This window comes from Ensifer sp. KUDG1 (genome assembly GCF_050434285.1).
In the GTDB taxonomy this organism is placed as follows: Bacteria; Pseudomonadota; Alphaproteobacteria; order Rhizobiales; family Rhizobiaceae; genus Ensifer.
This window is the reverse complement of the sequence record NZ_JBNDIG010000007.1, coordinates 21941-42837: the sequence shown is the minus strand read 5'-3', so window position 1 is coordinate 42837 and position 20897 is coordinate 21941. Positions and strand designations below refer to the sequence as shown.

Here is a 20897-nt window from a genome sequence, read left to right as displayed (position 1 = left end):
GTGCCGCCGGGTTGGTTTCATAAAGCCAGTGACGGCGTTTGCCCCCTGAGATGCCGGGCAGATGAATGCCAGGTAGCTGTTTGGCTCAGAGTGCGCGGCTTGCCCCCCTTCTCCCCGTGATCACGGGGAGAAGGTCCCGGCAGGGGGATGAGGGGCGGCGCCGGCACTCCGTTCACGCCTTGCTGCATTGCAGCACGCTCGATCGAACCAAGCTGTCTCATATCTGAAACAGATTGCGGGGCAGCCGCTTGCGCCTCACTATCGAAGACGCACATTCGGTCGCACCTTCCTCCCACAGCTCCATTGCTGGGTCTCAGGGAGGAATGACCATGTTGCATCAGAAGATCGTCGAAAGCCCGTTCAAGCAGAAATACGGCAACTTCATCGGTGGCCAGTGGCGCGAGCCGGTGGCTGGGCGCTACTTCGACAATACGACGCCGGTGACCGGTGGTGTGCTTTGCCAGGTGGCGCGCTCGGATGCCGCCGATATCGAGCTGGCGCTCGATGCTGCCCATGCGGTGCGGGAGAAATGGGGGCGCACGTCGGCCGCCGAGCGCTCCAACATCCTGATGAAGATCGCCGGGCGCATGGAGGACAATCTCGAACTGCTTGCGCGGGCCGAAACCTTCGACAACGGCAAGCCGATCCGCGAGACCATGGCCGCCGATATTCCGCTCGCCATCGACCATTTCCGCTACTTCGCGTCCTGCATCCGCGCCCAGGAAGGTTCGATCGGTGAGATCGACCACGACACCGTCGCCTATCACTTCCACGAGCCGCTCGGTGTCGTCGGCCAGATCATTCCCTGGAACTTCCCGATCCTGATGGCCGCCTGGAAGCTGGCGCCGGCGCTCGCGGCAGGAAACTGCGTCGTGCTCAAGCCGGCCGAACAGACGCCGGCCTCGATCCTCGTCTGGGCCGATCTCGTCGGCGATCTCTTGCCGGCGGGCGTGCTCAACATCGTCAACGGCTTCGGCCTTGAAGCCGGCAAGCCGCTTGCGACCAGCCCGCGCATCGCCAAGATTGCCTTTACCGGCGAGACGACGACCGGTCGCTTGATCATGCAATATGCGAGCCAGAACCTCATTCCCGTTACGCTGGAGCTTGGCGGCAAGTCGCCGAACATCTTCTTCGCCGACGTGCTTGCCGAAGACGACGACTATTTCGACAAGGCGCTCGAAGGCTTTGCGATGTTCGCGCTGAACCAGGGCGAGGTCTGCACCTGCCCGAGCCGGGCACTGGTTCAGGAGAGCATCTATGACCGCTTCATGGAGCGGGCGGTGAAACGCGTCGAGGCGATCCGCCAGGGCAACCCGCTCGACAGCGCCACGATGATCGGTGCACAGGCGTCGAGCGAACAGCTCGAAAAGATCCTCTCCTATATCGACATCGGCAAGCAGGAAGGCGCCGAAGTGCTGACCGGCGGCGGCCGCAACGTGCTCGAGGGCGAGCTGTCGGAAGGCTTCTACGTCAAGCCGACGGTGTTTCGCGGACACAACAAGATGCGCGTGTTCCAGGAGGAAATCTTCGGGCCCGTCGTCTCCGTCACGACCTTCAAGACCGAGGCAGAAGCACTGGAGATCGCCAACGACACGCTCTATGGCCTCGGGGCGGGTGTCTGGAGCCGCGACGCCAACCGATGCTACCGCTTCGGCCGCGAGATCCAGGCCGGTCGCGTCTGGACCAATTGCTATCACGCTTATCCGGCCCATGCGGCCTTCGGCGGCTACAAGCAGTCCGGCATCGGCCGCGAGACGCACAAGATGATGCTCGACCACTACCAGCAGACCAAGAACATGCTGGTGAGCTACAGCCCCAAGGCACTCGGCTTCTTCTGATCGGATCTGCCTTCCCCGCCGCCTGGGGAAGGTGAGGAGCCGGAGGGACGGTATTCTCCACCTTTCCCTCCGGCTTGATCGACGGCTGAGGCGTGCTCTCCACCCGCGCCTCAGCCGGCCCATTGACCGCAATCTACAGCGAGGCGCGCAAATGTCCACGGAACTGACGGGAGCCGACGGAGACGAGCCGCGCGTGCTGGCGACCGATGCGGCGCTCGCCTTCATCGCCGAAATCCAGCGGGATCACCCCGATATCCTGTTTCACCAGTCCGGTGGCTGCTGCGACGGCTCGTCGCCCATGTGTTATCCGGCTGATGACTACATCGTCGGCGACAATGATGTGAAGCTCGGCGAGATCGGCGGGGTGCCTGTCTATATCAGCGCCAGCCAGTTCGAAGTGTGGAAGCACACGCAACTGATCATCGACGTGGTGCCGGGCAGGGGCGGCATGTTCTCGCTGGACAACGGACGGGAGAGGCGCTTCCTGACGCGCTCGCGGCTTTTTGGCGGCGGCGAGGCTTGTGCCGTCGTCTTCCGCGGACGGTAGGTCGCGGGCCTATTTCCGTTCCCGCATGACTTTTGCCGCCAGGTCGAGGAAGGCCCGCAGCTTCGGCTGCGTCTGCGCCTTGGCCGGGAAATAGATGAAGAGACCCGGCGACGTCGGGAGATAGGCCTCAAGCACCCGTTCAAGGCGGCCGCTCGTGACGGCATCCCGCACCGAAAGATCCGGGAGATAGGCAAGCCCGGTGCCGGCCTCGGCCATCTCCACCAGCATCTGAAAGTCGTTGACGGTAAGGGCGCCCGGAGCATCAACCGAGACGTCGCGTCCCTCGCGGTCGAACTCCCAGCGGTAGATCGTGCCGGATCCCGGATAACGATAGCGAATGGCTTCGTGGCGCGTCAGTTCCTCGGGCGTTGCCGGCCGCCCGTGCTTGACGAAGTAGGAGGGCGAGCCGACCACGGCCCAGGTGATATCCTGCGTCAGCCGGACGGCAATCATGTCGCGCTCGACCGCTTCGCCGATGCGGATACCGGCATCGAAGCCGTGTTCGGTGATGTCTACGGCCGCATCGTCGATGGAGACTTCGACGGAAACATCAGGATAGGCCTGGCGAAAGCGCGGCAGGAGCGGCGTCAGCACCAGCGGGATCGCCATGCGCGGCACGGTCAGCCGGAGATTGCCCATCGGCCGGTCGCGAAAGTCGCCGAGCAACTCGTAGGCGTCCGCGATCTCGGCGGCTGCCGGACGCACGCGCTTCAGGAAGGCAAGGCCTGCCTCGGTGAGCGCGACGCGCCGGGTGGTGCGCACGAAGAGCTGCAGGCCGAGGCGGGCTTCGAGCGCCCTGATCGTCTGGCTGACGGCGTTGGGCGTGACGCCGAGCGTCGCCGCCGCCGCGGTAAAGCTGTTTGCCTCCGCCACCGCCAGAAATTCTCTTAGTCCGTTGAAAGGGTCGTTCGCCATCTGCTGATTATGAAGCAATTCTTCCAAGCCTATCAAGGGAGCATCGGTTTTTCGCGGCAATCCATTTTGGCATGGTCTGTCCAATAGCAACCTGTCTCGCAGAGGATGGAGATCGACATGCAATATACGACGCTTGGAAATACCGGCCTGGTGGTCTCGCGCCTCGCCTTCGGGGCGATGACCTTTACCGCCGGCGACCGCAGCCTCGGCGCGATCTACAAGACCGATGCCGAAGCTGCCGGCGCCCTTGTCGGGCAGGCGCTCGATGCCGGCATCAACTTCTTCGACACGGCCGACGCCTATGCCTCCGGCCAGTCGGAACGGATCCTGGGTGCGGCGCTCAAGTCCCATCGCGATGAGGTGGTGATCGCCACCAAGGTCGGCTTCCGCACGGGGACGCCGCTGACCCAGGCCGGTCTGTCGCGCCGCCATATCCTCTGGTCGGTGGACCAGAGTTTGCAGCGGCTCGGTACCGACTGGATCGACGTCTACATCGTCCACAAGGAAGACCCGCATACGCCGCTTGAGGAGACGCTTGTCGCGCTCGATGCGGTCGTGCGCTCCGGCAAGGTGCGCTACATAGGCCTTTCCAACTGGTCGGCCTGGAAGGTGGCGGCAGCAGCCGAGATCCAGAAGGCCAACGGGCTGACACCTTTCAGCCACGGCCAGATGCACTATTCGCTGCTCGGCCGCGACGTCGAGCGCGATGTCATTCCGATGATGCAGCGCTATGGGCTGGGGCTGACCGTCTGGAGCCCGCTCGCTTCGGGCTTCCTTTCGGGCAAGTACACCCGCGACAATCTCGGCGATCCGGACAACCGCTATTCCGGCTTCGACATTTTGCCCTTCGACAAGGAGCAGGGCTTCAAGCTGGTGGAGCGCATGCGCGGCATCGCCGGCGCACACGGAGCGAGCGTCGCCCAGGTGGCGATCGCCTGGCTGCTTTCGAGACAAGCGGTGACCAGCGTGCTGCTCGGCGCTTCCAAGCCGCACCAGCTGAAGGACAATCTCGGCGCGGCGGATCTGGTGCTCACGGAAGCGGAGATCTCGGCGCTCGATGCAGCGACCGTGCCGGTGCCCGTCTATCCCAACTGGTTCATCGACAACCTCGTCGACCAGCCGCTGGCGCAGGCGCTGGAGACGTAATCGCGTTCGGCAACGAAAAACGCCGGCGCGTGGGGCGCCGGCGTCTAGGAAATTCGGGTGCTCCGGACGAACTCAGTCGAAGAGGCTCGATACCGATTCTTCCTGGCTCGTGCGGCTGATGGCTTCGCCGAGCAGGCCCGCGGTTGAGATGACGCGGATGTTGTGGGCGGACTGGACGGCGGTCGTCGGCTGGATCGAGTCGGTGATGACCAGTTCCTTGAGCATCGACGAGGTAACGCGGGCAACCGCGCCACCGGAGAGAACGCCGTGGGTGATGTAGGCGGTAACGCTGGTCGCGCCGTTCTTCAGGAGCGCTTCGGCCGCGTTGCAGAGCGTGCCGCCGGAATCGACGATATCGTCGATCAGCAGGCAGTCCTTGCCCTTCACGTCACCGATGACGTTCATGACTTCGGATTCACCCGGACGGTCGCGACGCTTGTCGACGATCGCCAGCAGACAGTCGAGACGCTTGGCAAGCGCACGGGCGCGAACCACGCCGCCGACGTCGGGCGAAACGACCATGACGTTCTTGAGATCGTAGTTTTCCTTGACGTCGCGCGCCAGGATCGGGATCGCATAGAGGTTGTCGGTCGGAATGTCGAAGAAGCCCTGGATCTGGCCGGCATGAAGATCGAGGGTCAGCACGCGGTCGGCGCCCGCCTCGGTGATCAGGTTGGAGACCAGCTTGGCGGAGATCGGCGTGCGCGGACCGGGTTTGCGGTCCTGGCGGGCATAGCCGAAATAGGGAAGCACGGCGGTGATGCGGCGAGCGGACGAGCGGCGCACCGCATCGATCATGATGAGCAGTTCCATCAGGTGATCGTTGGTGGGAAACGAGGTCGACTGGATGATGAAGACATCCTCGCCGCGTACGTTTTCGCCGATCTCGACGAAGATTTCCTGATCGGCGAAACGGCGTACCGTCGCTTTGCCGAGAGGCAGGTTGAGATAGTTGCAGATCGCTTCGGCCAGGAGCCGGTTCGAATTACCTGCGAAAACCTTCATTGACGGACCGCCTTGAGCTGGCGCGGTCACCGTCCGGTACTTTTCCGGTAGCGGTGTTTTCCGCGCAGATTCCGAGAGCCATTCCAATCGCGGTCATTCTTTGCGGATGGCCGCCGTTCAGAGCTGATCGGCCGCTTTTTAGCGAGACTGAACTTGAATGCAAGGGGAATGCTGCGCCGCGAAGGCCAATATCCTAAAAACTTTGTGTCAACCGGCTTGAGATTGCCGCCATTCGAGATAGGCGTCGATAGTTTTCGTCGCAATTCCCTGCATGGTTGTGGCCGGAACGCCACTCCACAAATCCGTGCCGCCGCCCGGAACAGAGTCCTGTCCCTGGATGCGATGCAGGCGGTTGCCGCTACCGTCGAGCACGTCCCAGACATACACGACGGTCGTCTTGTCGCCATCCTTCAGCGCCGAGAAATAGCCTTTGAGGATATGCTCGCTGCTTGAGTCTGCCGAACCCTTGATCGTCAGGCCGCGGGCGCGGGCGTCGGCGCCGAGCTGTTTGGAAAGCGGTGTCACGGCCTGGACCGGCGCGCCGATGATCGGCAGGAAGCGGATCGTGCCGCTTGCGGCTGAGCTTGCCTTCGGCAGGGCGGCGACGGTCGGCTGGCTCTGGATTTCTTCGGCCGCGGCCTGCGTCTGCTGGACGGGTGTGTGCTGGACTGGCGTCTGTTCGACCGGTGCCTGGCGGCTCTCGATCGCGTTCTGGACCGGCGCCGAGCCGGCGGCAAGCCGGTTTGCCTGTCCCTCGAATGTGCCGGCCGGATCCGTATAGGTCGCGTCGCCGCTGGCATAGGCCGTCGGCGTGTTCGAGGGGGCCGGCTGCGGCGAATAGGCAGTGGTCTGGCTGACGGGTTCGCGCTGCACCGGCGCCATCGCCGTCTGCGTGGACATGGCATCGAGGTCGGATTGCGTCACCGGCGGCGAGCGGAAGGTCCCTCCGCCGACGTCAACCTGTGGCGTCAGCATCTCGGTGCTGTTGCAGCCGGCGAGCGCAATGGCGAGGCCAAGAGCTACGATGGGCGTGGTGAGCTTTCGCATGTTCAAACCGTCCGTCCGTTTCTTCGCGGCAGTTTCCTGAAACGTCTCCTGTCGTCTGCCAGTACGAACGCAAGTCTAGGCGGATTTCCCTAAGCAGAAATGAAGTCCAGGCCGTAACGCGACAACGCGCGCGGCGTGTCCGTCGTGGTGAGGTAGGTCTGGCCGAGGGTCATGGCGGTGCCGCTGTCGGAATCCATGATGATCATGTGCACGAACAGCGACATGTTCGGCTCGATCTCCTGTGGATTGCCGAGGTGGAACATCTGCTGCTCCATCCAGGAGGGGGAGAAGCGGGCGCCGAGCGAATAGCCGCAGGCGTTCAGCCGGTGGCGGGCAAGGCCGCGCTCGTCCATGATCTTGGCATGCACGTCGAAGACGGTGCCGAAGGTGTTGCCGGGGCGAAGCACCATCTCGATCGCCTGGATCGTTTCGCGGCAGGCGCTGTAGAGTTCGCGATGGCGGTTGGTCGGCTCGCCGATGACGACGGTGCGCATCATTGCCGCATGATAGTGGGCGCTGACGCCGGCCCATTCCAGCGTGAGCTGGTCCTGGCTGTCGAGCAGGCGACGCCCGGACTTGTAGCGGCACAGCAGCGCATCGGCGCCGGAGCCGATGATGAACTCATTGGCCGGATAGTCGCCGCCGCCGGCAAGGATCGTGCCCTGCATCGCGGCCAGAATGTCGGCCTCGTTGCCGCCGGGGCGAATGAGCGGCAGGGCGGCATCGAGCGCGTCGTCGGCAAGGCTCGCGGCCTTTTCGACATGGGCGATTTCCGCATCGCTCTTGATCAGGCGCAGGCGGCCGACGAGGTGCGAGGCGTCGATCAGCTCGCCAAAGGTCTGCAGCTGCCGGTCGATCAGCCGCGCGGCGCGGCCGGTCATGCCGTGTGTGTCATATTCGATGCCGATGCGGCAGCCGAGCAGGTCGAGTTCGCTCAGGAGGTTCTTCAGGTCCATGGTCGGGTCGGCATTGGCCCGGTCGACCCAGATCTCGATGCGCTCGATGTTCGATGTGTGACGGGCCTGGCGAAGGTCGGCCGAGCGCGTCAAAAGCACCATCGAGCCGTCCTTCTTGACGACAAGCGTCTGGAAGAAGCAGTAGCCGAAGGTGTCGTAACCCGTCAGCCAGTACATGCTTTCCTGGGCGAAAAGCAGCACCGCATCCAGCTTCTCCTCGCGCATCTTCTCCGTCAGCCGCTCGAGGCGGCTTGCATATTCTTCCTGGGCAAAATGAAGCGCCATGTCAGGTCCCTCGTATGCAAATGGCGGAAATCTGTCGGCCGTAGTCCGGTTCCTGCCTGTGGGTCGTGCGCCGATAGGAGAAGAAACGCTCCTCGTCGGCATAGGTGCAGATGTCGAGATTCTCGGCGGCAACGCCCGCCTCGACCAGCCGTTTGATCGTCAGCCCCGGCAGGTCGAACATCGCATGGCCGTCGCGCTCCGAAGGCCGGAAGAACGTGGCGTAGCTTTCGTTCGCCGCGACGAAGCGTTCTACGAACTCGGAGCCGACCTCATAGTTCCGCCGGCTGATCGACGGGCCGAGGCAGGCGACGATGCGCTCGCGCTGGGCGCCGAGCGAAACCATCCTGTCGATCGTGCTTTCGAGCACGCCGCCGAGCGCGCCCTTCCAGCCGGCATGGGCCGCACCGATGACATTGGCTTCGGCATCGGCAAAGAGAATAGGGCCGCAATCGGCCGAGAGCACGCCGAGCACGATACCGGGCGTTGCCGTCACCAGCGCATCGGCCTCGGGGCGGGCGCCGTCATAGCTTTCGTCGACCACCACGGCGTCTGGGGAATGGACCTGGTGCACGGTTGCCAGGCGCTCGGGCGCGGCGCCGAACCAGCGGGCGACGCGGGCGCGGTTCTCGTTGACATGGGCGCGCTCGTCCTTGGAGCCGAGCCCGACATTGAGGCCGCGATAGATCCCTTCCGAAACGCCGCCCGTTCGGGTGAAATAGCCATGGGCGATTGCCGGTCCGGCCTTCTCGCTGAAGAGCGAGCTTTGCACAGGAGAGAGCGCGGCGTCATGCTGCATTGGTATATTCGCCTTTGCTTTATCAGGAAAATCAATGGGTTTGGGGGCGCGCTCCGGCCCGGCGACTGGCTCTTGATTTGCCGGCGCGATGTTGACCCGCGACGGCAGGGCTGTCAATTCCCGAACGGCAGGGGTGCCGTCCGGTGGCGGTTCAGGGCTTCGGTTTGCGGAACGGCGAGAGCGGAACCGGCGGGCTGCTGACGGCCAGGACCTTGAACAGTTCGCCCATCTTTCCCGCGCCTGCGCCGGCAAGCCTCTCGACGTCCTGGCGGATGGTTTCCTGTGTCAGCGCATCCTTGTCGCGGCCAAGGGATGCGGCGCGTTCCAGAAGACCGAGGCCGACAAGAAAATCACCCTGGTGGGCAAGGCCGTTGATCTGCACGTCGTCCGTCTTGGCGCGGCGGGCGAGCTGCTCGAAATCGACGTGGCTGGTGAGATCGGCGCGGCCGGGGCTGGCCAGCGGCGGATCGTATTCGTGGTCGCGCACGGCCTGCAGCGTGTCGCCGTAGCCGGTGGCCATATGGCCGTAGTCGATGATCACGGCGGTGCCGCCGCTGACCTTCAGCCGTTCGCACAGGGCCGACATGACTGCGTCGCGGGCCGGGGCGATCTCGAAGATCGTGCCTTCGGCGATACCTTGGGCCGGCGTCGGCAGGAGATCGGGATCGATGCCGGCAATGCCGACGGCAAAGGTCAGTTCGTCATCGGCATCGAGCCCGACCATGCGTTCTCGGAAACCTTGCGCGGTTCGCACGAACTGCCGGATCGGGATGGCGTCGAACAGCTCGTTGGCGGCCAGCAGCAGAAAGCCTTCCGGCAGGGTCTCGAAGCTCGTGTGCCACTCGACCTTGTGGCCATGGGCGGCGAGCGTTTCCGACTGGACCTTGCGCAGCCGCTCGCTGGTCTCGACGAGATGCACGCCGGCAGAGGCATAGAGATCGGGCGCGAGACGGCGCACGACGCGCAGCATGTCGGCCATCATCGTGCCGCGGCCAGGGCCGATTTCGGCAAGCACGGCACCCTCGGGCTTGCCGTGCTGCTGCCAGGCATGGACGAGGAAGATGCCGATCATCTCGCCGAAGAGCTGGCTGATTTCCGGCGCCGTGGTGAAGTCGCCCTCCTTACCGAAGGGCTCGTGCACGCGGTAGTAGCCATGCTCCGGATCTGCCAGGCAAAGCGAGAAATAATCGGTGACGCTGATCGGCCCGTGGGCCTTAATCAGCGCCTTGATCTTGTCCGCAAGTGGTGTCGTCATGCCTTCGTCCAATTCGCCGGGCGGCGGCCGGAAAAGCCGCGCGCCCTTGCCCCATCCGCTCTCAGGCGGCTGCGCGCCGCGCCCGGGCAATAGCCCAGATGCCGGCGAGCGCCATCGGCAGCGACAAAAGCATGCCCATGGTCAGCCAGCCACCGACAAGATAGCCGATCTGCGCGTCCGGTTCGCGGAAGAATTCGACGAAAATACGGCTCAGGCCATAGCCGAGCACGAAGATGCCGGTAACGAGCCCCGGCGACTTCAAAGCGTGGCGACGGTAGATGAACCAGGCAAGCACGGCGAGCAGGACGATGCCCTCGAGGGCGGCCTCGTAGAGCTGGCTCGGGTGGCGGGCGAACGGACCGCCGGTCGGGAATACGATCGCCCAGGGCATCGACGACAGGCGGCCCCAGAGTTCGCCGTTGATGAAGTTGGCGATGCGGCCGAAGAACAGGCCGATCGGGACGACGGCGGCGACGATGTCGAACAGGCTCCAGATGGCGATCTTGTTCTTGCGGGCAAACAGGATCATCGCGAGCGTGGTGCCGAGGAAGCCGCCGTGGAACGACATGCCGCCGTTCCAGATTTCCAGCGCGCGGATCGGATTGGCGAGCACGGAGCCGAGATCGTAGAAGAGGATGTAGCCGATGCGGCCGCCGAGCACGATGCCGCCGGCTGCCCACAGCAGGAAATCATCGAGTTGCTGCAGGGTGATCGCCGGCTTGTCGTCGCGCCAGAGCGCGGTGTTCATTGCCAGGCGCCGGGCGTAGAACCAGCCGAGGAGGATGCCCGCCACATAGGCGAGCCCGTACCAGTGGATGGCCAGCGGCCCGATCTGGACGATGACGGGATCGATTTCAGGGAAGGGGAGGATGGCGAGGCGGGTCGCTAATGTTTCCAATTTATTGTTCTCGTGCCGGGCCGGTTGTTTCGGCGGAACATGGCGAGCGATTGCACCCCGGTCAAGGGCGACGATTTGCGCCCCGGACACAGGGTCGTGAAGCGGGTCGTGAAGGCGCGCGTGATTTTTCTTGCATCGGGCGGCCGGTGACCCTACCTGAAACCCATGGACCGCATCGCTCTTTAAGAGGCGATGGCTGAAATGGAGATCGCGACGATGAGCACAGGCACCAACCGCATGCTGGATGACTTCGCCAAGCTGATGACCGATGCTGCAGGCGCCGCCCAGGGCGTGCGCCGCGAGGTTGAAACGGCCTTCCGGGCGCAGGCCGAGCGGGCGCTGAATTCGCTCGACGTCGTCAAGCGCGAAGAGTTCGAGATGGTCAAGGAAATGGCCATCAAGGCGCGCGAGGAAAACGATGCGCTTCTGGCCCGTATTGAGGCTCTTGAAGCGCGTCTCGTCGATACGGGCAAGTAACGCGATTCCCTTGAAATAACGGCATTTCAGCGTTTTTACTTCGCCCGCGGACCTCTTCCGCGGGCGTTTTGCTGTCGATCAGCCGCGCAGGTCTGAAACGGCATGATCGGTGGTTAATAAAACCTGAAAAGTTTTCCACCTGTGGACACTGCCAAAAAACCCTTATGGCAGAGTCAGTTAAGCTCAACCGCTTCATTCACATGACAACGTGGACGCGATTGTTCACGGCTATTTTTGGGCCGAGGGGCTGGCAGCCTGACTCCGCCATTATACACTGATTTTAAATGATGATTCGAAACGAACCACGTAAGCTCCGGGCAGGGTAAGTCAGCCAGGATGGATGTGAGTTCAGCAATCATAGTGTGTTTGTAATCGGTGTTGGGTTTGCAGCGTTGCGTCTTGTGAGCGTGATGATGCATGCCCGTGCCACACCTATGCAGGGTGATGCATGAGCCTTTTGGAAATGGAAGTCGAGCGCCAATCCAACCCGGTCGATATGATCGAGTTCGTGGCTGCCAATAACGACTGGTCGTTCGAACGATCCGGCGAAGACGAAATCGCCATGACGGTCGAAGGCAAGTGGGCGGACTACCACGTTTCCTTCTCCTGGATGGAGGAATTCGAGGCGCTGCACCTGGCCTGTGCCTTCGACATCAAGGTGCCGGAAAGCCGGGTCAACGAAGTCATCCGTCTGCTCTCCCATATCAATGGGCAGGTGCTGATGGGCCACTTCGATCTGTGGCGTCAGGAGGAAGTGGTGATCTTCCGCCAGTCGCTGCTGCTCGCCGGCGGCGCCGAGCCCACCAACCAGCAGGTCGAAGTTCTGCTTTCGAGCGCACTCGACGCTTGCGAATCCTATTATCAGGCGTTTCAATTCGTCGTCTGGTCCGGCATGGACGCGCAGCGCGCCGTCGATGCCGTGCTGTTCGAAACGGTTGGAGAAGCCTGATCATGACGAACGCCGCTTCCGGTCCCATCGTGCTCGTCGGCGCCGGCAATATGGGCGGCGCCATGCTTTCCGGCTGGCTGAAGAGCGGTGTTAAAGGCGCGGACGTTCTCGTCGTCGATCCCGGTCCGCCACCGGCCATGGCGCAGCTGATCGCCGCCAACGGCGTGACGCATGCGACCTCCGCACCGTCGGGTGTTCAGGCGGGCGTGATCTTCCTTGCGGTCAAGCCGCAGGTGATGGACGCGGTGCTGCCGCCGCTGAAATCGCTCGTTGGCCCGGAGACGGTCATCGTATCGGTTGCCGCCGGCAAGACGCTGGCCTTTATCGAAACCCATCTTGGTGCCGCCGCCACGGTCCGCGCCATGCCGAACACGCCGGCCATGATCGGCCGCGGTGTCACCGGCGCCTTTGCCAATGCCCGCGTCAGCGACCAGCAGCGCGCTCAGGTGCATGATCTCCTGAAGGTCAGCGGCCCGGTCGAATGGGTCCGCACCGAAGCCGAGATCGATGCCGTCACCGCCGTTTCCGGCAGTGGCCCGGCCTATGTCTTCTACCTCGTCGAGTGCATGGCGGAGGCGGGCCGCAAGGCCGGCCTTGAGGCGGACCTCGCCATGCGGCTCGCGCGGGAAACCGTCGCGGGGGCTGGCGAACTGTTGCACCAGTCGCCCGACGAGGCCGCACGGCTGCGCCAGAACGTGACCTCGCCCGGCGGCACGACGGCTGCGGCACTGTCAGTGCTGATGGCCGACGACGGGATGCAGCCGCTGTTCGACAAGGCGATCGCTGCGGCGCGCAAGCGCGCGGAAGAACTCGCAGGCTGAACATCAAACGCGGCCGGCGCCATGTCGGGGCCGGCGGGCGCCTGGCCTATGGCGTTCGCGTCGGGTAAGCGCCAGTGCAAGCCTCATGATCGCGGCTTGGCTGGCGGTTGAATAGACTTCTCCAAATTGCACTTATCGCGCTGCGGCCCATGTCGCCGATCGCAATGGCGCGTTGACGCCGCGCCCAGCAATGCAGCGCATAGCTCATCGGCAGACCGTCTTGCTGATTGCCCATTTCCGTCACTCCTCAAGCTTCGCTGTCTGAGTTCCGGCTCAAGCTACAGCCTGTCGCCTGCCGCGATAATCCATGTTAAATTCCGTTTATCTGTGACGAAATGGAATAGATAAGATGGATCGACAGGAAGCCATGGCGGTGTTTCTCGCCGTCGTCGAGGAGGGCGATTTCTCGGCGGCGGCGCGGCGGTTGCGCATGACGCCATCGGCGGTCAGCAAGATCGTCGGCCGGCTGGAGGCGCGCCTCGGCGTGCGCCTGCTGCAGCGATCGACCCGCAGCATCAGTTTGACGAGCGAAGGCAGCGCCTATGCGGAATCGAGCCGCCGCATCCTCGGCGACATGGAAGATGCGGAGGTTGCGATCCAGCCGGGGGCGGTGCCGCGCGGGCGGCTGCGGGTGAGCCTGCCCAGCGCCTTCGGTCACCGCCTGATCGTGCCCATGCTGCCTGATTTCATCGAACGGTTTCCGGAGATCGACCTGGAACTCGATTTCAGCGACGCGGTCGTCGACCTCATGAACGGTGAGGCGGATGTTGCGCTGCGGGTCGCGGAACAGAGCGACAGCACGCTGGTGACGCGGCGGCTCGCACCAAACCGTCGCGTCATCTGCGCTGCACCCGCCTATCTTGAGCGGCACGGCGCGCCGCAAACGCCTGACGACCTGCAGCGGCATGTCTGCCTTGCCATCACCGCCCGCGGCCGTCTCAACGTTTGGGAATTTCAGGATGGCAACGGCCGGCGTGCGATCCGTGTTCGTGGCTCCGTCGAAGCCAACAGCACCGAAGCGCTCCGACGGCTTGCGCTCGCGGGCATCGGCATCGTGCGCCTTTCCGAACTGCTCGTGGGCGGAGATATCAAGGCGGGATTGCTGGTGCCGCTTCTGACCGGCAGCAACTATGCCGAGGCAGAGCCGATCACGGTCGTCTATCCGCACCGGCGATTCTTGCCGCCGCGCGTGCGTGTTTTCGTCGATTTCCTGGCCGAGCAGTTTGCGCGCCGCCCGTGGGAGGAGGCCAGATTTCGCGGGGAGCCTGCCGGGGACGCCATGCTTCCGGAATCTCGCCCGATGCTTTAATCCACCTCGTCGGAGAAGATTTCACATAGGGAATGACGATGGCTGAAACTATTGAATTTGCTGATTTCGAGCGCGTGGATATCCGCGTGGGCACCATCGTCGAGGCCGAGCCCTTTCCGGAAGCGCGCAAGCCGGCGATCAAGCTGAAGATCGATTTCGGCCCGGAAATCGGCATAAAAAAGTCATCAGCGCAAATCACCGTGCATTATCGTCCGGAGGAACTCGTCGGGCGGCAGGTGCTGGGTGTGGTCAATTTTCCGCCGCGCCAGATCGGGCCTGTGCGCTCTGAAGTGCTGACGCTGGGCTTTGCAGACGAGGCCGGTGCGATCGTGCTGGCTGCCACCGAACGGCCGGTCCCCAACGGCAAGAAGTTGATGTGATCCCATGAACATTGCTTTCGAAGTGATCCCCGAGCGCGTCAAGGTGTCATGCCTTTGGCGCGCCGCCGATGCCGCGCGCGACTGGCGCGCAAGTCATGTGCTGTCCCTGCTCGATCCGGAACTGCCGGATGCCAACGTGCCCGTGATTGCGGACGCCAGCCACCGGGTCGTGCGCATGCGCGACCAGGAAAACCTGAAAGCCACCCAGCATTTCCCGGATCTGGTGCTTGAGGTTTTCGAGGCGATGCGCCCGGCAGCCGAGCATGCTGAGAGCCGCATTCTCGTCCATTGCCATGCCGGCGTCAGCCGCTCGACGGCCTTTGCCTATGGTCTGATTGCGCACCAGCTCGGCGCGGGACGAGAGGACGAAGCCTTCCAGGCACTGCTGACCATCACGCGCAAGCCCTGGCCGAACCGCCGCATCATCGAGATCCTTGATGCCGCCCTTGGCCGCGACGGCCGGCTGCTGGCACCGCTCGATGTCATGCGCGCCCGTCATCCGCGCCGCATCGACGCCTGGCACCGCTTCAACGAACGACGCGGCCTGACCTCGATCTACCAGCGCTGACGGGCTCAGCTCTCCGGCATCAGCATTTCGGCGTAGCGCTTGAGTGAGCGATTGTAGCGGGGCAGGTGCCGCGACAGGCTGCCGAGAGCGAGTGCTGCCGCCTGTTGCGCCTGGCCGGTATCGACGAGGCAAAGCGCCAGGAAGGCGACGACCGCATCGTCGAGTTCGTCCGATGGCTTGTCGCGCTCGGCGGTGAGCAGGGCAACGCCTTCGTCGGCGCGGCCGAGATTGCGCAGGGTGCTGGCGAGCTGGATGGTGGCGCGTCGGCGGCGAATTCCCTGAAGGCCGTTTTCCAGCGCCTGCCGGTAGAGCGGCTCCGCCTTCGTCTCATGGCCGGTGGAATCCTGTGCCGAGGCTCGCTCGAACAGCCCGACGGCATGTCCCGCCGGCAGTTCGGCGGCGAGAGCATCGATGCGGGCGACAAAGCTTTCGCCATCCATCGTGTCGAAGGCGGCCCAGAGTTCGGCCACCCGTCGTTCCCAGTCAGCCCAATCGATGACGTCTACCATGCCGCTCCCCTCAGCCCCGTTCGCGGGCAGAAGTGGCCCGCCCGGGCAGGGACGTCAAGCCGGCACGCGCACCGTTGCCCTGAGGCCGCCGAGCGGGCTGTCGCCCAGCGTGACGTTGCCGCCGTGGCTGCGGGCGATATCGCGGGCGATCGCCAGACCAAGGCCGGTGCCGGAGCTGTCGAGATTGCGCGCTTCGTCGAGGCGGAAGAACGGTTTGAACACGTCCTCGCGCGAACGTTCGGGAATGCCCGGGCCGTCATCGTCGATGGTGATTGTCAGCCACTTGGCACTGTGGCGCGCATCGATCTTGACGGTGTTGGCGTAGCGATAGGCGTTCGAGGCGATGTTGGCGATGAGACGGGTGAAGGCGTTTGGCCGGACGCGGATATCGTCTTCCCCCTCGACGGAGGTGGTGAGCGTCTTGCCGAGCAGTTCGGCCTCGGCCGCGAGCCGGGTCATCAGGTCCGAAAGTTTCAGCTGGCCGACGTCCTCCTCCGCTTCGCTGCGGGCGAAGGCGAGGTATCCTTCCAGCATGTTCTGCATGTCCTCGACGTCCTGGTTCAGGCCCTCGAGATCCGGGTTGTTGCCGGCAAGCGCCAACTGCAGCTTGAAGCGGGTGAGAATGGTGCGCAGATCGTGACTGACGCCGGTCAGCATTGCGGTGCGCTGTTCGATCTGGCGTTCGATGCGCTCGCGCATCTGGATGAAGGCGAGGCCGGCGCGGCGAATTTCGTCGGCGCCGCGCGGCGCGAAGTCGTCGATCTTCTGGCCCTTGCCGAAGCTTTCGGCCGCCTTGGTCAGGGCCAGGATCGGCCGGATCTGGCCGCGCAGGAAGAGGACCGCGATCGTCAGCAGCACCAGCGAGGCCGCCACCATCCAGACGAGGAAGATGTGGGTGTTGGAGGCATAGGCCTGGTTGCGCCGGGCGTAGACGCGCAGGATGCGGCCGTCGTCGAGCTTGATGCGGATCTCGACGAGCTTGGAGTTGCCGACCGTATCGATCCAGAAGGGGCGGCGGACCTGGTTGGAAATCTCTTCGCCGAGGATCTGGTCGAGGATTTCGAAGAAGGGGCTGGGCCGCGGCGGCGGCAGTTCGCCGGGCGGATCCACGGAGATGCTGAGATCGAGCTGATCGCGGGCGATGCGGATGATCTCGGAGATGTCGCGGTCGGCCGGGAAGGTGTCGATGAGATCGACGATCGCGGCGATGTCGCCGGTGACGGCGGCCGACAGGCGCTGCGTCACCAGCTGCCAGTGACGCTCCATGAAGATGAAGGCGACCACCGACTGCAGGAGCACCATCGGGATGATGACGATCAGCAGCGAGCGGGCGTAAAGCCCCATGGGCAGGCGACGGCGCAACCAGCGGGTGAAACGCCTCCAGGCGTTGTCGTTCGCCCCGGACGCGCCGTGCTCTATGCCGTCAAAGCTTGCCATGATCTGCCGCGCTCATCGGAAGGGCTGCCATTTCAGTCCACGCTCAGCCGGTAGCCGATGCCGCGCACCGTCTGCAGCCAGACGGGGTTGGACGGGTCGTCCTCGATCTTGCGGCGCAGGCGGTTGATCTGCACGTCGATCGTGCGCTCGCCGACTTCGGCATCGTCGCCGATCAGTTCGTGGCGCGGAATGGTTTCGCCGGCGCGCTGCGAAAACAGCGTCATGATCTCCTGCTCGCGGTCGGTCAGCCGGATATGGTCGGCGCCGCGCCGGAGTTCCTTGCGCACCACCGAGAAGGTGTAGGGGCCGAAGATCACCTGATCGACCTTGGGCGCTTGGGCCGGCTGGTTGCGGCGCAGGATGTTGTTGATCCGCAGCACAAGTTCGCGCGGGTCGAACGGCTTCGACAGATAGTCGTCGGCGCCGGCCTCGAGGCCTTCGATGCGGGAATTGGATTCCGCCAGCGCCGTCAGCATCAGGATCGGCACGGTCTTGATCTGCCGGAGGCTCTGGGTGAGCGAAATGCCGCTTTCGCCCGGCATCATCACATCGACGATCAGGAGGTCGAAGTCGAGGCCGACGAGCTTGCGGCGGGCCTCGTCCGCATCGGACGCGGTCGTCACGCGAAAACCCTGTTCGACTAGGTAGCGGTTGAGCAGATCGCGGATGCGCCGGTCGTCGTCGACGACCAGAAGGTGAGCCGCATCGTCCGAGACAGTCGCTTTTGTCGTCATTCCACGCTTCCCAAGTTGCAGGTCAGACCCGCGCTGCGGCGGGCGTCAGTCTGCGGCGTTGTTCTTCATACCGGCGAGGAAGCGCTTGACCGTTTCGCGCGCGCCCGGACCGGTTCTTGCCAATGCATCGGCTATGCGGCGGGACTGTGGCTCGGCGAGCGCACGCGCCAGCGCCTGGCCTTCCTCCGTCGTATAGAGCATGCGCTGGCGGCGGTCTTCAGGGCCGGTTTCCTGGCGGATATAGCCGGAATCGATCAGCTGCTTCAGCACCCGCGCAAGGCTCTGCTTGGTGATCTTCAGCGTGTCCAGGAGGTCGGCGACCGTCATGCCCGGCTCGCGGTCGACAAAGTGCACGACGCGGTGGTGCGCCCGTCCGAAGCCGCTCTTTTCCAGGATCGCGTCCGGGTCGGAGGTGAAGTCGCGATAGGCGAAGAAGAGCAGCTCGATGATCTCGAAATCGATCGTATCGTCATCGGCGGCGGCATCGGTCAGATACCGGGTGTTCTCTTTGGATTGGCCGGCCACGCGGTCATTTCCTTTCAGCCTGATTGCAACTTGCGAAACTTTCGAAAAAATATGTCAGCTTTGTTGACATATTTTTACCATAGCATTAGCGTCCATGCTCGGTAAGCGAGACATTTGGCATTGGCAACATCTGGAAAGGATATGCCGTGCCGTTCCGATCGCAAATCCAAAATCACGAAATTGAATTTTCCCTCAATCAGTTTGCCGATAGACTGAAAGCAGGACGATAATCAACTAAGAATGGCGCGCATGCGCCGGAGGATGACACCATGGCAGCGGTTCCTTTTGATCAGTTGGACGGACAAATCTGGTTCAACGGCGAGTTCGTCGCGTGGAAGGACGCCAAGGTACACGTGCTGACCCACGGCCTGCACTATGCCAGCGCGGTTTTTGAGGGCGAGCGCGCCTATGGCGGGCGCATCTTCAAGCTGACCGAGCACAACCAGCGCCTTCATCAGTCCGCCGAAATCCTCGGCTTCAAGATTCCCTATTCGGTGGAACAACTGGATGCCGCCAGCGTCGAACTCCTGAAGCGCCAGGGCTTCTCCGAGGCCTATGTGCGGCCGATCGCCTGGCGCGGCAGCGAGAGCATGGGCGTTTCAGCGCAGAACAATCGTATCAATGTCGCCATCGCCATCTGGCAGTGGGGCAGCTACTTCAATCCGGCCGAGAAGCTGAAGGGCATCCGGCTCGATATCGCAGAATATCGCCGCCCGGATCCGCAGACCGCTCCTTCGAAGTCGAAGGCTGCCGGCCTCTACATGATCTGCACCATCTCCAAGCACGCGGCCGAGGCCAAGGGCTATGCGGATGCGATGATGCTCGACTATCGCGGCCGCGTGGCCGAGGCGACTGGCGCCAACATCTTCTTCGTCAAGGACGGCGTCATCCACACGCCGGTGCCGGATTGCTTCCTCGACGGCATCACCCGCCGCACCGTGATCGAGCTTGCCAAGCGCCGCGGCTATGAAGTCGTCGAGCGGGCGATCATGCCGGAGGAACTGTCCGGTTTCAGCGAATGCTTCCTCACCGGCTCGGCCGCCGAAGTAACGCCGGTTTCCGAAATCGGTCCCTATCGCTTCACGCCGGCAACGATCTGCGAAACGCTGATGAACGACTACATGAAGGAAGTCTATCCGGTTGCCGCAGCCGCCGAGTAACAACGGCATCCGGAATACTCTCGAATGCAGAAAAGGCGGCCCCCCGGGGCCGCCTTTTGTCTTGCTACGGATATGATCGCAGAGTTAGGCGGTCTTCCCCAAGAACTGCCCGACGATTCCGCTCAGCACGCCGCCGCCGACAAGGCCGCCGATTGCTTGCATGGCAAGACCGGTCGCGGCTGCTTCTCCGCCGAGCATTTGAATGAGGAACCCGCCGCCGAGGCCTCCGATCGCGCCGACGATGGTGCGTGCGACGATACCGAATGCCTGCTGCTTCAACACTGCGCTGGCCGCGTTGCCGCCGGCCGCCCCCGCGATCAATTGGGTAATGATAGGCATTAATGCTTCCATTGATCCCTCCGTGTCGTGGCTCGTCGTGGACGCGCCACTAAAAGCCGATGATCCGGCATCAATAGGTTGAAGCCTATTCTGGTTTATTGTCAATTTGAGTGAAATGACGTTCCCGCGACTGCTTCGTAGCCAATTGAAATGGCTCGATTTTAGGCAACGGCAATATCTTACAGGCAAAGCGGGAAAATGAGGCCGGCGGCTGGAGGCATTGGCCTTGCCGTGGATGATTCGTGCCGTCGGTAGGCCGAGGGAGCGTGATGCAGGCGCATGAGGGAACCTCCGGCAACCGAATGGCTGCCGGAGATCTCGGCTGTTAGCGGTAGACGTAGACGATGCGTCGCGTTGCCGGTTCGACCAGAACGGGCTGGCCGTTGATGCTGACATAGTCGTAGCTGTAGTCAGGCACGCGGTGAACGGCCACGGTCTGTGGCAGTTCGGCACCGACGACGACTTCGCCATCGAGATAGACGGTCTCGCCGGGGTTGGACGTGACGTAGGTCCGCACGTTGTCCGGCGGCACGATCGGGTCGATCTGTTCGACCGGGCCGATCAATTCGTCGCCGCTGCTGACGATCACGGGATCATTGGGCTGCGCTTCGTAGGTGACCGCGGGAATGGCGAGGTCGGCACGACGCTCCTGGACCACGACGGCCGAGCCGCCAAGATCCGTTGTCAGATACTGGGCATAGACCCAGCCGCGCACGCCGCCGACGTCGATGCGGCACCACTTGCTGCCTTCGACGCAGCCGTCGATGACCGCGGTGCTGCCGCGGGCCGCAAGGCCGACTGTCGGATATTGAGGGCCCGGACCCGTGCGGATATTCAGGTCCGTCACCGTGGTCGCGGTCATGGCTGCAAAGGCGGCCGGGGTACCGATCGCCAACACCAAACCCGCGGCCGCAGCGGCTCGCAACAGGGGGCGGGTAAGCTTCACCATTGTGTTTCTCCTTATATTGACGAGGGCCAAACGCCGGCAAGCGCGCGGATGT

General features: G+C 63.5%; 23 protein-coding genes. 10 read left to right on the top strand and 13 right to left on the bottom strand.

Going from position 1 to position 20897, the window contains the following annotated elements; all coding sequences use genetic code 11:
* Nucleotides 1–329 precede the first annotated feature (329 nt).
* Nucleotides 330–1838: an aldehyde dehydrogenase gene (gene adh, locus M2267_RS18090; protein WP_429115978.1), complete on the top strand. Its 1509-nt coding sequence runs from the start codon at nt 330–332 to the stop codon at nt 1836–1838.
* A 151-nt stretch (nt 1839–1989) separates the two neighbouring features.
* Nucleotides 1990–2385, top strand: a complete 396-nt coding sequence (locus M2267_RS18085; RefSeq protein WP_429115977.1) for a DUF779 domain-containing protein — start codon at nt 1990–1992, stop codon at nt 2383–2385.
* Nucleotides 2386–2394: 9 nt separating this feature from the next.
* Here the strand turns inward: M2267_RS18085 and M2267_RS18080 are convergent, their stop codons facing one another.
* Nucleotides 2395–3300, bottom strand: coding sequence for a LysR family transcriptional regulator (locus tag M2267_RS18080; protein WP_429115975.1), 906 nt, complete (start codon nt 3298–3300; stop codon nt 2395–2397).
* Between the two features lie 117 nt (nt 3301–3417).
* Here M2267_RS18080 and M2267_RS18075 point away from each other — a divergent pair, with 117 nt between their 5' ends.
* On the top strand, nt 3418–4446 hold the full coding sequence (locus tag M2267_RS18075; RefSeq protein WP_429115973.1) for an aldo/keto reductase: 1029 nt from the start codon (nt 3418–3420) through the stop codon (nt 4444–4446).
* 72 nt (nt 4447–4518) lie between these two features.
* Here M2267_RS18075 and M2267_RS18070 read toward each other — a convergent pair whose 3' ends face one another.
* From M2267_RS18070 to lgt, 6 genes are all read right to left on the bottom strand, one after another.
* The gene (locus M2267_RS18070) at nt 4519–5451 is read right to left on the bottom strand and encodes a ribose-phosphate pyrophosphokinase (RefSeq protein ID WP_034788749.1); all 933 of its coding nucleotides are present in this window, start codon (nt 5449–5451) and stop codon (nt 4519–4521) included.
* Nucleotides 5452–5658: 207 nt separating this feature from the next.
* Nucleotides 5659–6498, bottom strand: a complete 840-nt coding sequence (locus M2267_RS18065; RefSeq protein WP_429115970.1) for a hypothetical protein — start codon at nt 6496–6498, stop codon at nt 5659–5661.
* Between the two features lie 89 nt (nt 6499–6587).
* The gene (locus tag M2267_RS18060) at nt 6588–7739 is read right to left on the bottom strand and encodes a M24 family metallopeptidase (protein ID WP_043618095.1); all 1152 of its coding nucleotides are present in this window, start codon (nt 7737–7739) and stop codon (nt 6588–6590) included.
* 1 nt (nt 7740) lies between these two features.
* Nucleotides 7741–8535, bottom strand: a complete 795-nt coding sequence (pgeF, locus tag M2267_RS18055) for a peptidoglycan editing factor PgeF (protein WP_429115968.1) — start codon at nt 8533–8535, stop codon at nt 7741–7743.
* A 151-nt stretch (nt 8536–8686) separates the two neighbouring features.
* On the bottom strand, nt 8687–9790 hold the full coding sequence (locus tag M2267_RS18050; RefSeq protein ID WP_429115966.1) for a class I SAM-dependent methyltransferase: 1104 nt from the start codon (nt 9788–9790) through the stop codon (nt 8687–8689).
* Between the two features lie 61 nt (nt 9791–9851).
* A complete protein-coding gene (lgt, locus tag M2267_RS18045; protein WP_205238166.1) occupies nt 9852–10688 on the bottom strand; it encodes a prolipoprotein diacylglyceryl transferase in 837 nt (278 codons plus the stop codon).
* A 216-nt stretch (nt 10689–10904) separates the two neighbouring features.
* On the opposite strand from lgt, the gene M2267_RS18040 reads away from it, so the two are divergent.
* From M2267_RS18040 to M2267_RS18015, 6 genes are all read left to right on the top strand, one after another.
* On the top strand, nt 10905–11165 hold the full coding sequence (locus tag M2267_RS18040) for an accessory factor UbiK family protein (RefSeq protein WP_043618160.1): 261 nt from the start codon (nt 10905–10907) through the stop codon (nt 11163–11165).
* 448 nt (nt 11166–11613) lie between these two features.
* Entirely contained in the window at nt 11614–12114 is a 501-nt protein-coding gene (locus M2267_RS18035) for a YbjN domain-containing protein (protein ID WP_043618087.1), read from the top strand.
* A 2-nt stretch (nt 12115–12116) separates the two neighbouring features.
* A complete protein-coding gene (proC, locus tag M2267_RS18030; protein ID WP_429115963.1) occupies nt 12117–12935 on the top strand; it encodes a pyrroline-5-carboxylate reductase in 819 nt (272 codons plus the stop codon).
* Between the two features lie 349 nt (nt 12936–13284).
* Entirely contained in the window at nt 13285–14244 is a 960-nt protein-coding gene (locus M2267_RS18025) for a LysR family transcriptional regulator (protein WP_429115961.1), read from the top strand.
* Between the two features lie 38 nt (nt 14245–14282).
* Complete coding sequence (locus M2267_RS18020; protein WP_043618157.1) at nt 14283–14624, top strand: tRNA-binding protein; 342 nt, start codon at nt 14283–14285, stop codon at nt 14622–14624.
* Between the two features lie 4 nt (nt 14625–14628).
* Nucleotides 14629–15192 carry a protein-tyrosine phosphatase family protein gene (locus tag M2267_RS18015; protein WP_043618079.1) on the top strand — a complete coding sequence of 188 codons (564 nt, stop codon included), beginning with the start codon at nt 14629–14631 and terminating at the stop codon, nt 15190–15192.
* Nucleotides 15193–15197: 5 nt separating this feature from the next.
* Here M2267_RS18015 and M2267_RS18010 read toward each other — a convergent pair whose 3' ends face one another.
* Genes M2267_RS18010 through M2267_RS17995 form a run of 4 tightly spaced genes read right to left on the bottom strand, consistent with a single transcriptional unit; the run spans nt 15198 to nt 18397 of the window.
* Nucleotides 15198–15701, bottom strand: a complete 504-nt coding sequence (locus M2267_RS18010; protein ID WP_043618076.1) for a tetratricopeptide repeat protein — start codon at nt 15699–15701, stop codon at nt 15198–15200.
* Nucleotides 15702–15755: 54 nt separating this feature from the next.
* Nucleotides 15756–17138: an ATP-binding protein gene (locus M2267_RS18005; protein WP_043618073.1), complete on the bottom strand. Its 1383-nt coding sequence runs from the start codon at nt 17136–17138 to the stop codon at nt 15756–15758.
* 32 nt (nt 17139–17170) lie between these two features.
* On the bottom strand, nt 17171–17872 hold the full coding sequence (locus M2267_RS18000) for a response regulator (RefSeq protein ID WP_043618070.1): 702 nt from the start codon (nt 17870–17872) through the stop codon (nt 17171–17173).
* Between the two features lie 45 nt (nt 17873–17917).
* Nucleotides 17918–18397, bottom strand: coding sequence for a MarR family winged helix-turn-helix transcriptional regulator (locus M2267_RS17995; RefSeq protein ID WP_429115958.1), 480 nt, complete (start codon nt 18395–18397; stop codon nt 17918–17920).
* A 269-nt stretch (nt 18398–18666) separates the two neighbouring features.
* On the opposite strand from M2267_RS17995, the gene M2267_RS17990 reads away from it, so the two are divergent.
* A complete protein-coding gene (locus M2267_RS17990; protein ID WP_429115956.1) occupies nt 18667–19557 on the top strand; it encodes a branched-chain amino acid aminotransferase in 891 nt (296 codons plus the stop codon).
* A gap of 84 nt (nt 19558–19641) precedes the next feature.
* On the opposite strand, the gene M2267_RS17985 is transcribed toward M2267_RS17990, so the two are convergent.
* A complete protein-coding gene (locus M2267_RS17985; RefSeq protein ID WP_043618063.1) occupies nt 19642–19908 on the bottom strand; it encodes a hypothetical protein in 267 nt (88 codons plus the stop codon).
* Nucleotides 19909–20221: 313 nt separating this feature from the next.
* Nucleotides 20222–20845, bottom strand: a complete 624-nt coding sequence (locus tag M2267_RS17980) for a DUF1236 domain-containing protein (protein ID WP_429115954.1) — start codon at nt 20843–20845, stop codon at nt 20222–20224.
* Nucleotides 20846–20897 lie beyond the last annotated feature (52 nt).

Excerpts from the sequence above, each read along its gene's own strand:
- M2267_RS18010 (WP_043618076.1), bottom strand. The coding sequence starts at position 15,701 with ATGGTAGACGTCATCGATTGGGCTGACTGGGAACGACGGGTGGCCGAA.
- M2267_RS18060 (WP_043618095.1), bottom strand. The coding sequence starts at position 7,739 with ATGGCGCTTCATTTTGCCCAGGAAGAATATGCAAGCCGCCTCGAGCGG.
- proC (WP_429115963.1), top strand. The coding sequence starts at position 12,117 with ATGACGAACGCCGCTTCCGGTCCCATCGTGCTCGTCGGCGCCGGCAAT.
- M2267_RS18015 (WP_043618079.1), top strand. The coding sequence starts at position 14,629 with ATGAACATTGCTTTCGAAGTGATCCCCGAGCGCGTCAAGGTGTCATGC.
- M2267_RS18065 (WP_429115970.1), bottom strand. The coding sequence starts at position 6,498 with ATGCGAAAGCTCACCACGCCCATCGTAGCTCTTGGCCTCGCCATTGCG.
- M2267_RS17980 (WP_429115954.1), bottom strand. The coding sequence starts at position 20,845 with ATGGTGAAGCTTACCCGCCCCCTGTTGCGAGCCGCTGCGGCCGCGGGT.
- M2267_RS18080 (WP_429115975.1), bottom strand. The coding sequence starts at position 3,300 with ATGGCGAACGACCCTTTCAACGGACTAAGAGAATTTCTGGCGGTGGCG.
- adh (WP_429115978.1), top strand. The coding sequence starts at position 330 with ATGTTGCATCAGAAGATCGTCGAAAGCCCGTTCAAGCAGAAATACGGC.
- M2267_RS18070 (WP_034788749.1), bottom strand. The coding sequence starts at position 5,451 with ATGAAGGTTTTCGCAGGTAATTCGAACCGGCTCCTGGCCGAAGCGATC.
- M2267_RS18035 (WP_043618087.1), top strand. The coding sequence starts at position 11,614 with ATGAGCCTTTTGGAAATGGAAGTCGAGCGCCAATCCAACCCGGTCGAT.
- M2267_RS17990 (WP_429115956.1), top strand. The coding sequence starts at position 18,667 with ATGGCAGCGGTTCCTTTTGATCAGTTGGACGGACAAATCTGGTTCAAC.
- M2267_RS18005 (WP_043618073.1), bottom strand. The coding sequence starts at position 17,138 with ATGGCAAGCTTTGACGGCATAGAGCACGGCGCGTCCGGGGCGAACGAC.
- M2267_RS18020 (WP_043618157.1), top strand. The coding sequence starts at position 14,283 with ATGGCTGAAACTATTGAATTTGCTGATTTCGAGCGCGTGGATATCCGC.
- M2267_RS18085 (WP_429115977.1), top strand. The coding sequence starts at position 1,990 with ATGTCCACGGAACTGACGGGAGCCGACGGAGACGAGCCGCGCGTGCTG.
- M2267_RS17985 (WP_043618063.1), bottom strand. The coding sequence starts at position 19,908 with ATGGAAGCATTAATGCCTATCATTACCCAATTGATCGCGGGGGCGGCC.
- M2267_RS18040 (WP_043618160.1), top strand. The coding sequence starts at position 10,905 with ATGAGCACAGGCACCAACCGCATGCTGGATGACTTCGCCAAGCTGATG.
- M2267_RS18050 (WP_429115966.1), bottom strand. The coding sequence starts at position 9,790 with ATGACGACACCACTTGCGGACAAGATCAAGGCGCTGATTAAGGCCCAC.
- pgeF (WP_429115968.1), bottom strand. The coding sequence starts at position 8,535 with ATGCAGCATGACGCCGCGCTCTCTCCTGTGCAAAGCTCGCTCTTCAGC.
- M2267_RS18075 (WP_429115973.1), top strand. The coding sequence starts at position 3,418 with ATGCAATATACGACGCTTGGAAATACCGGCCTGGTGGTCTCGCGCCTC.
- M2267_RS18025 (WP_429115961.1), top strand. The coding sequence starts at position 13,285 with ATGGATCGACAGGAAGCCATGGCGGTGTTTCTCGCCGTCGTCGAGGAG.
- M2267_RS18000 (WP_043618070.1), bottom strand. The coding sequence starts at position 17,872 with ATGACGACAAAAGCGACTGTCTCGGACGATGCGGCTCACCTTCTGGTC.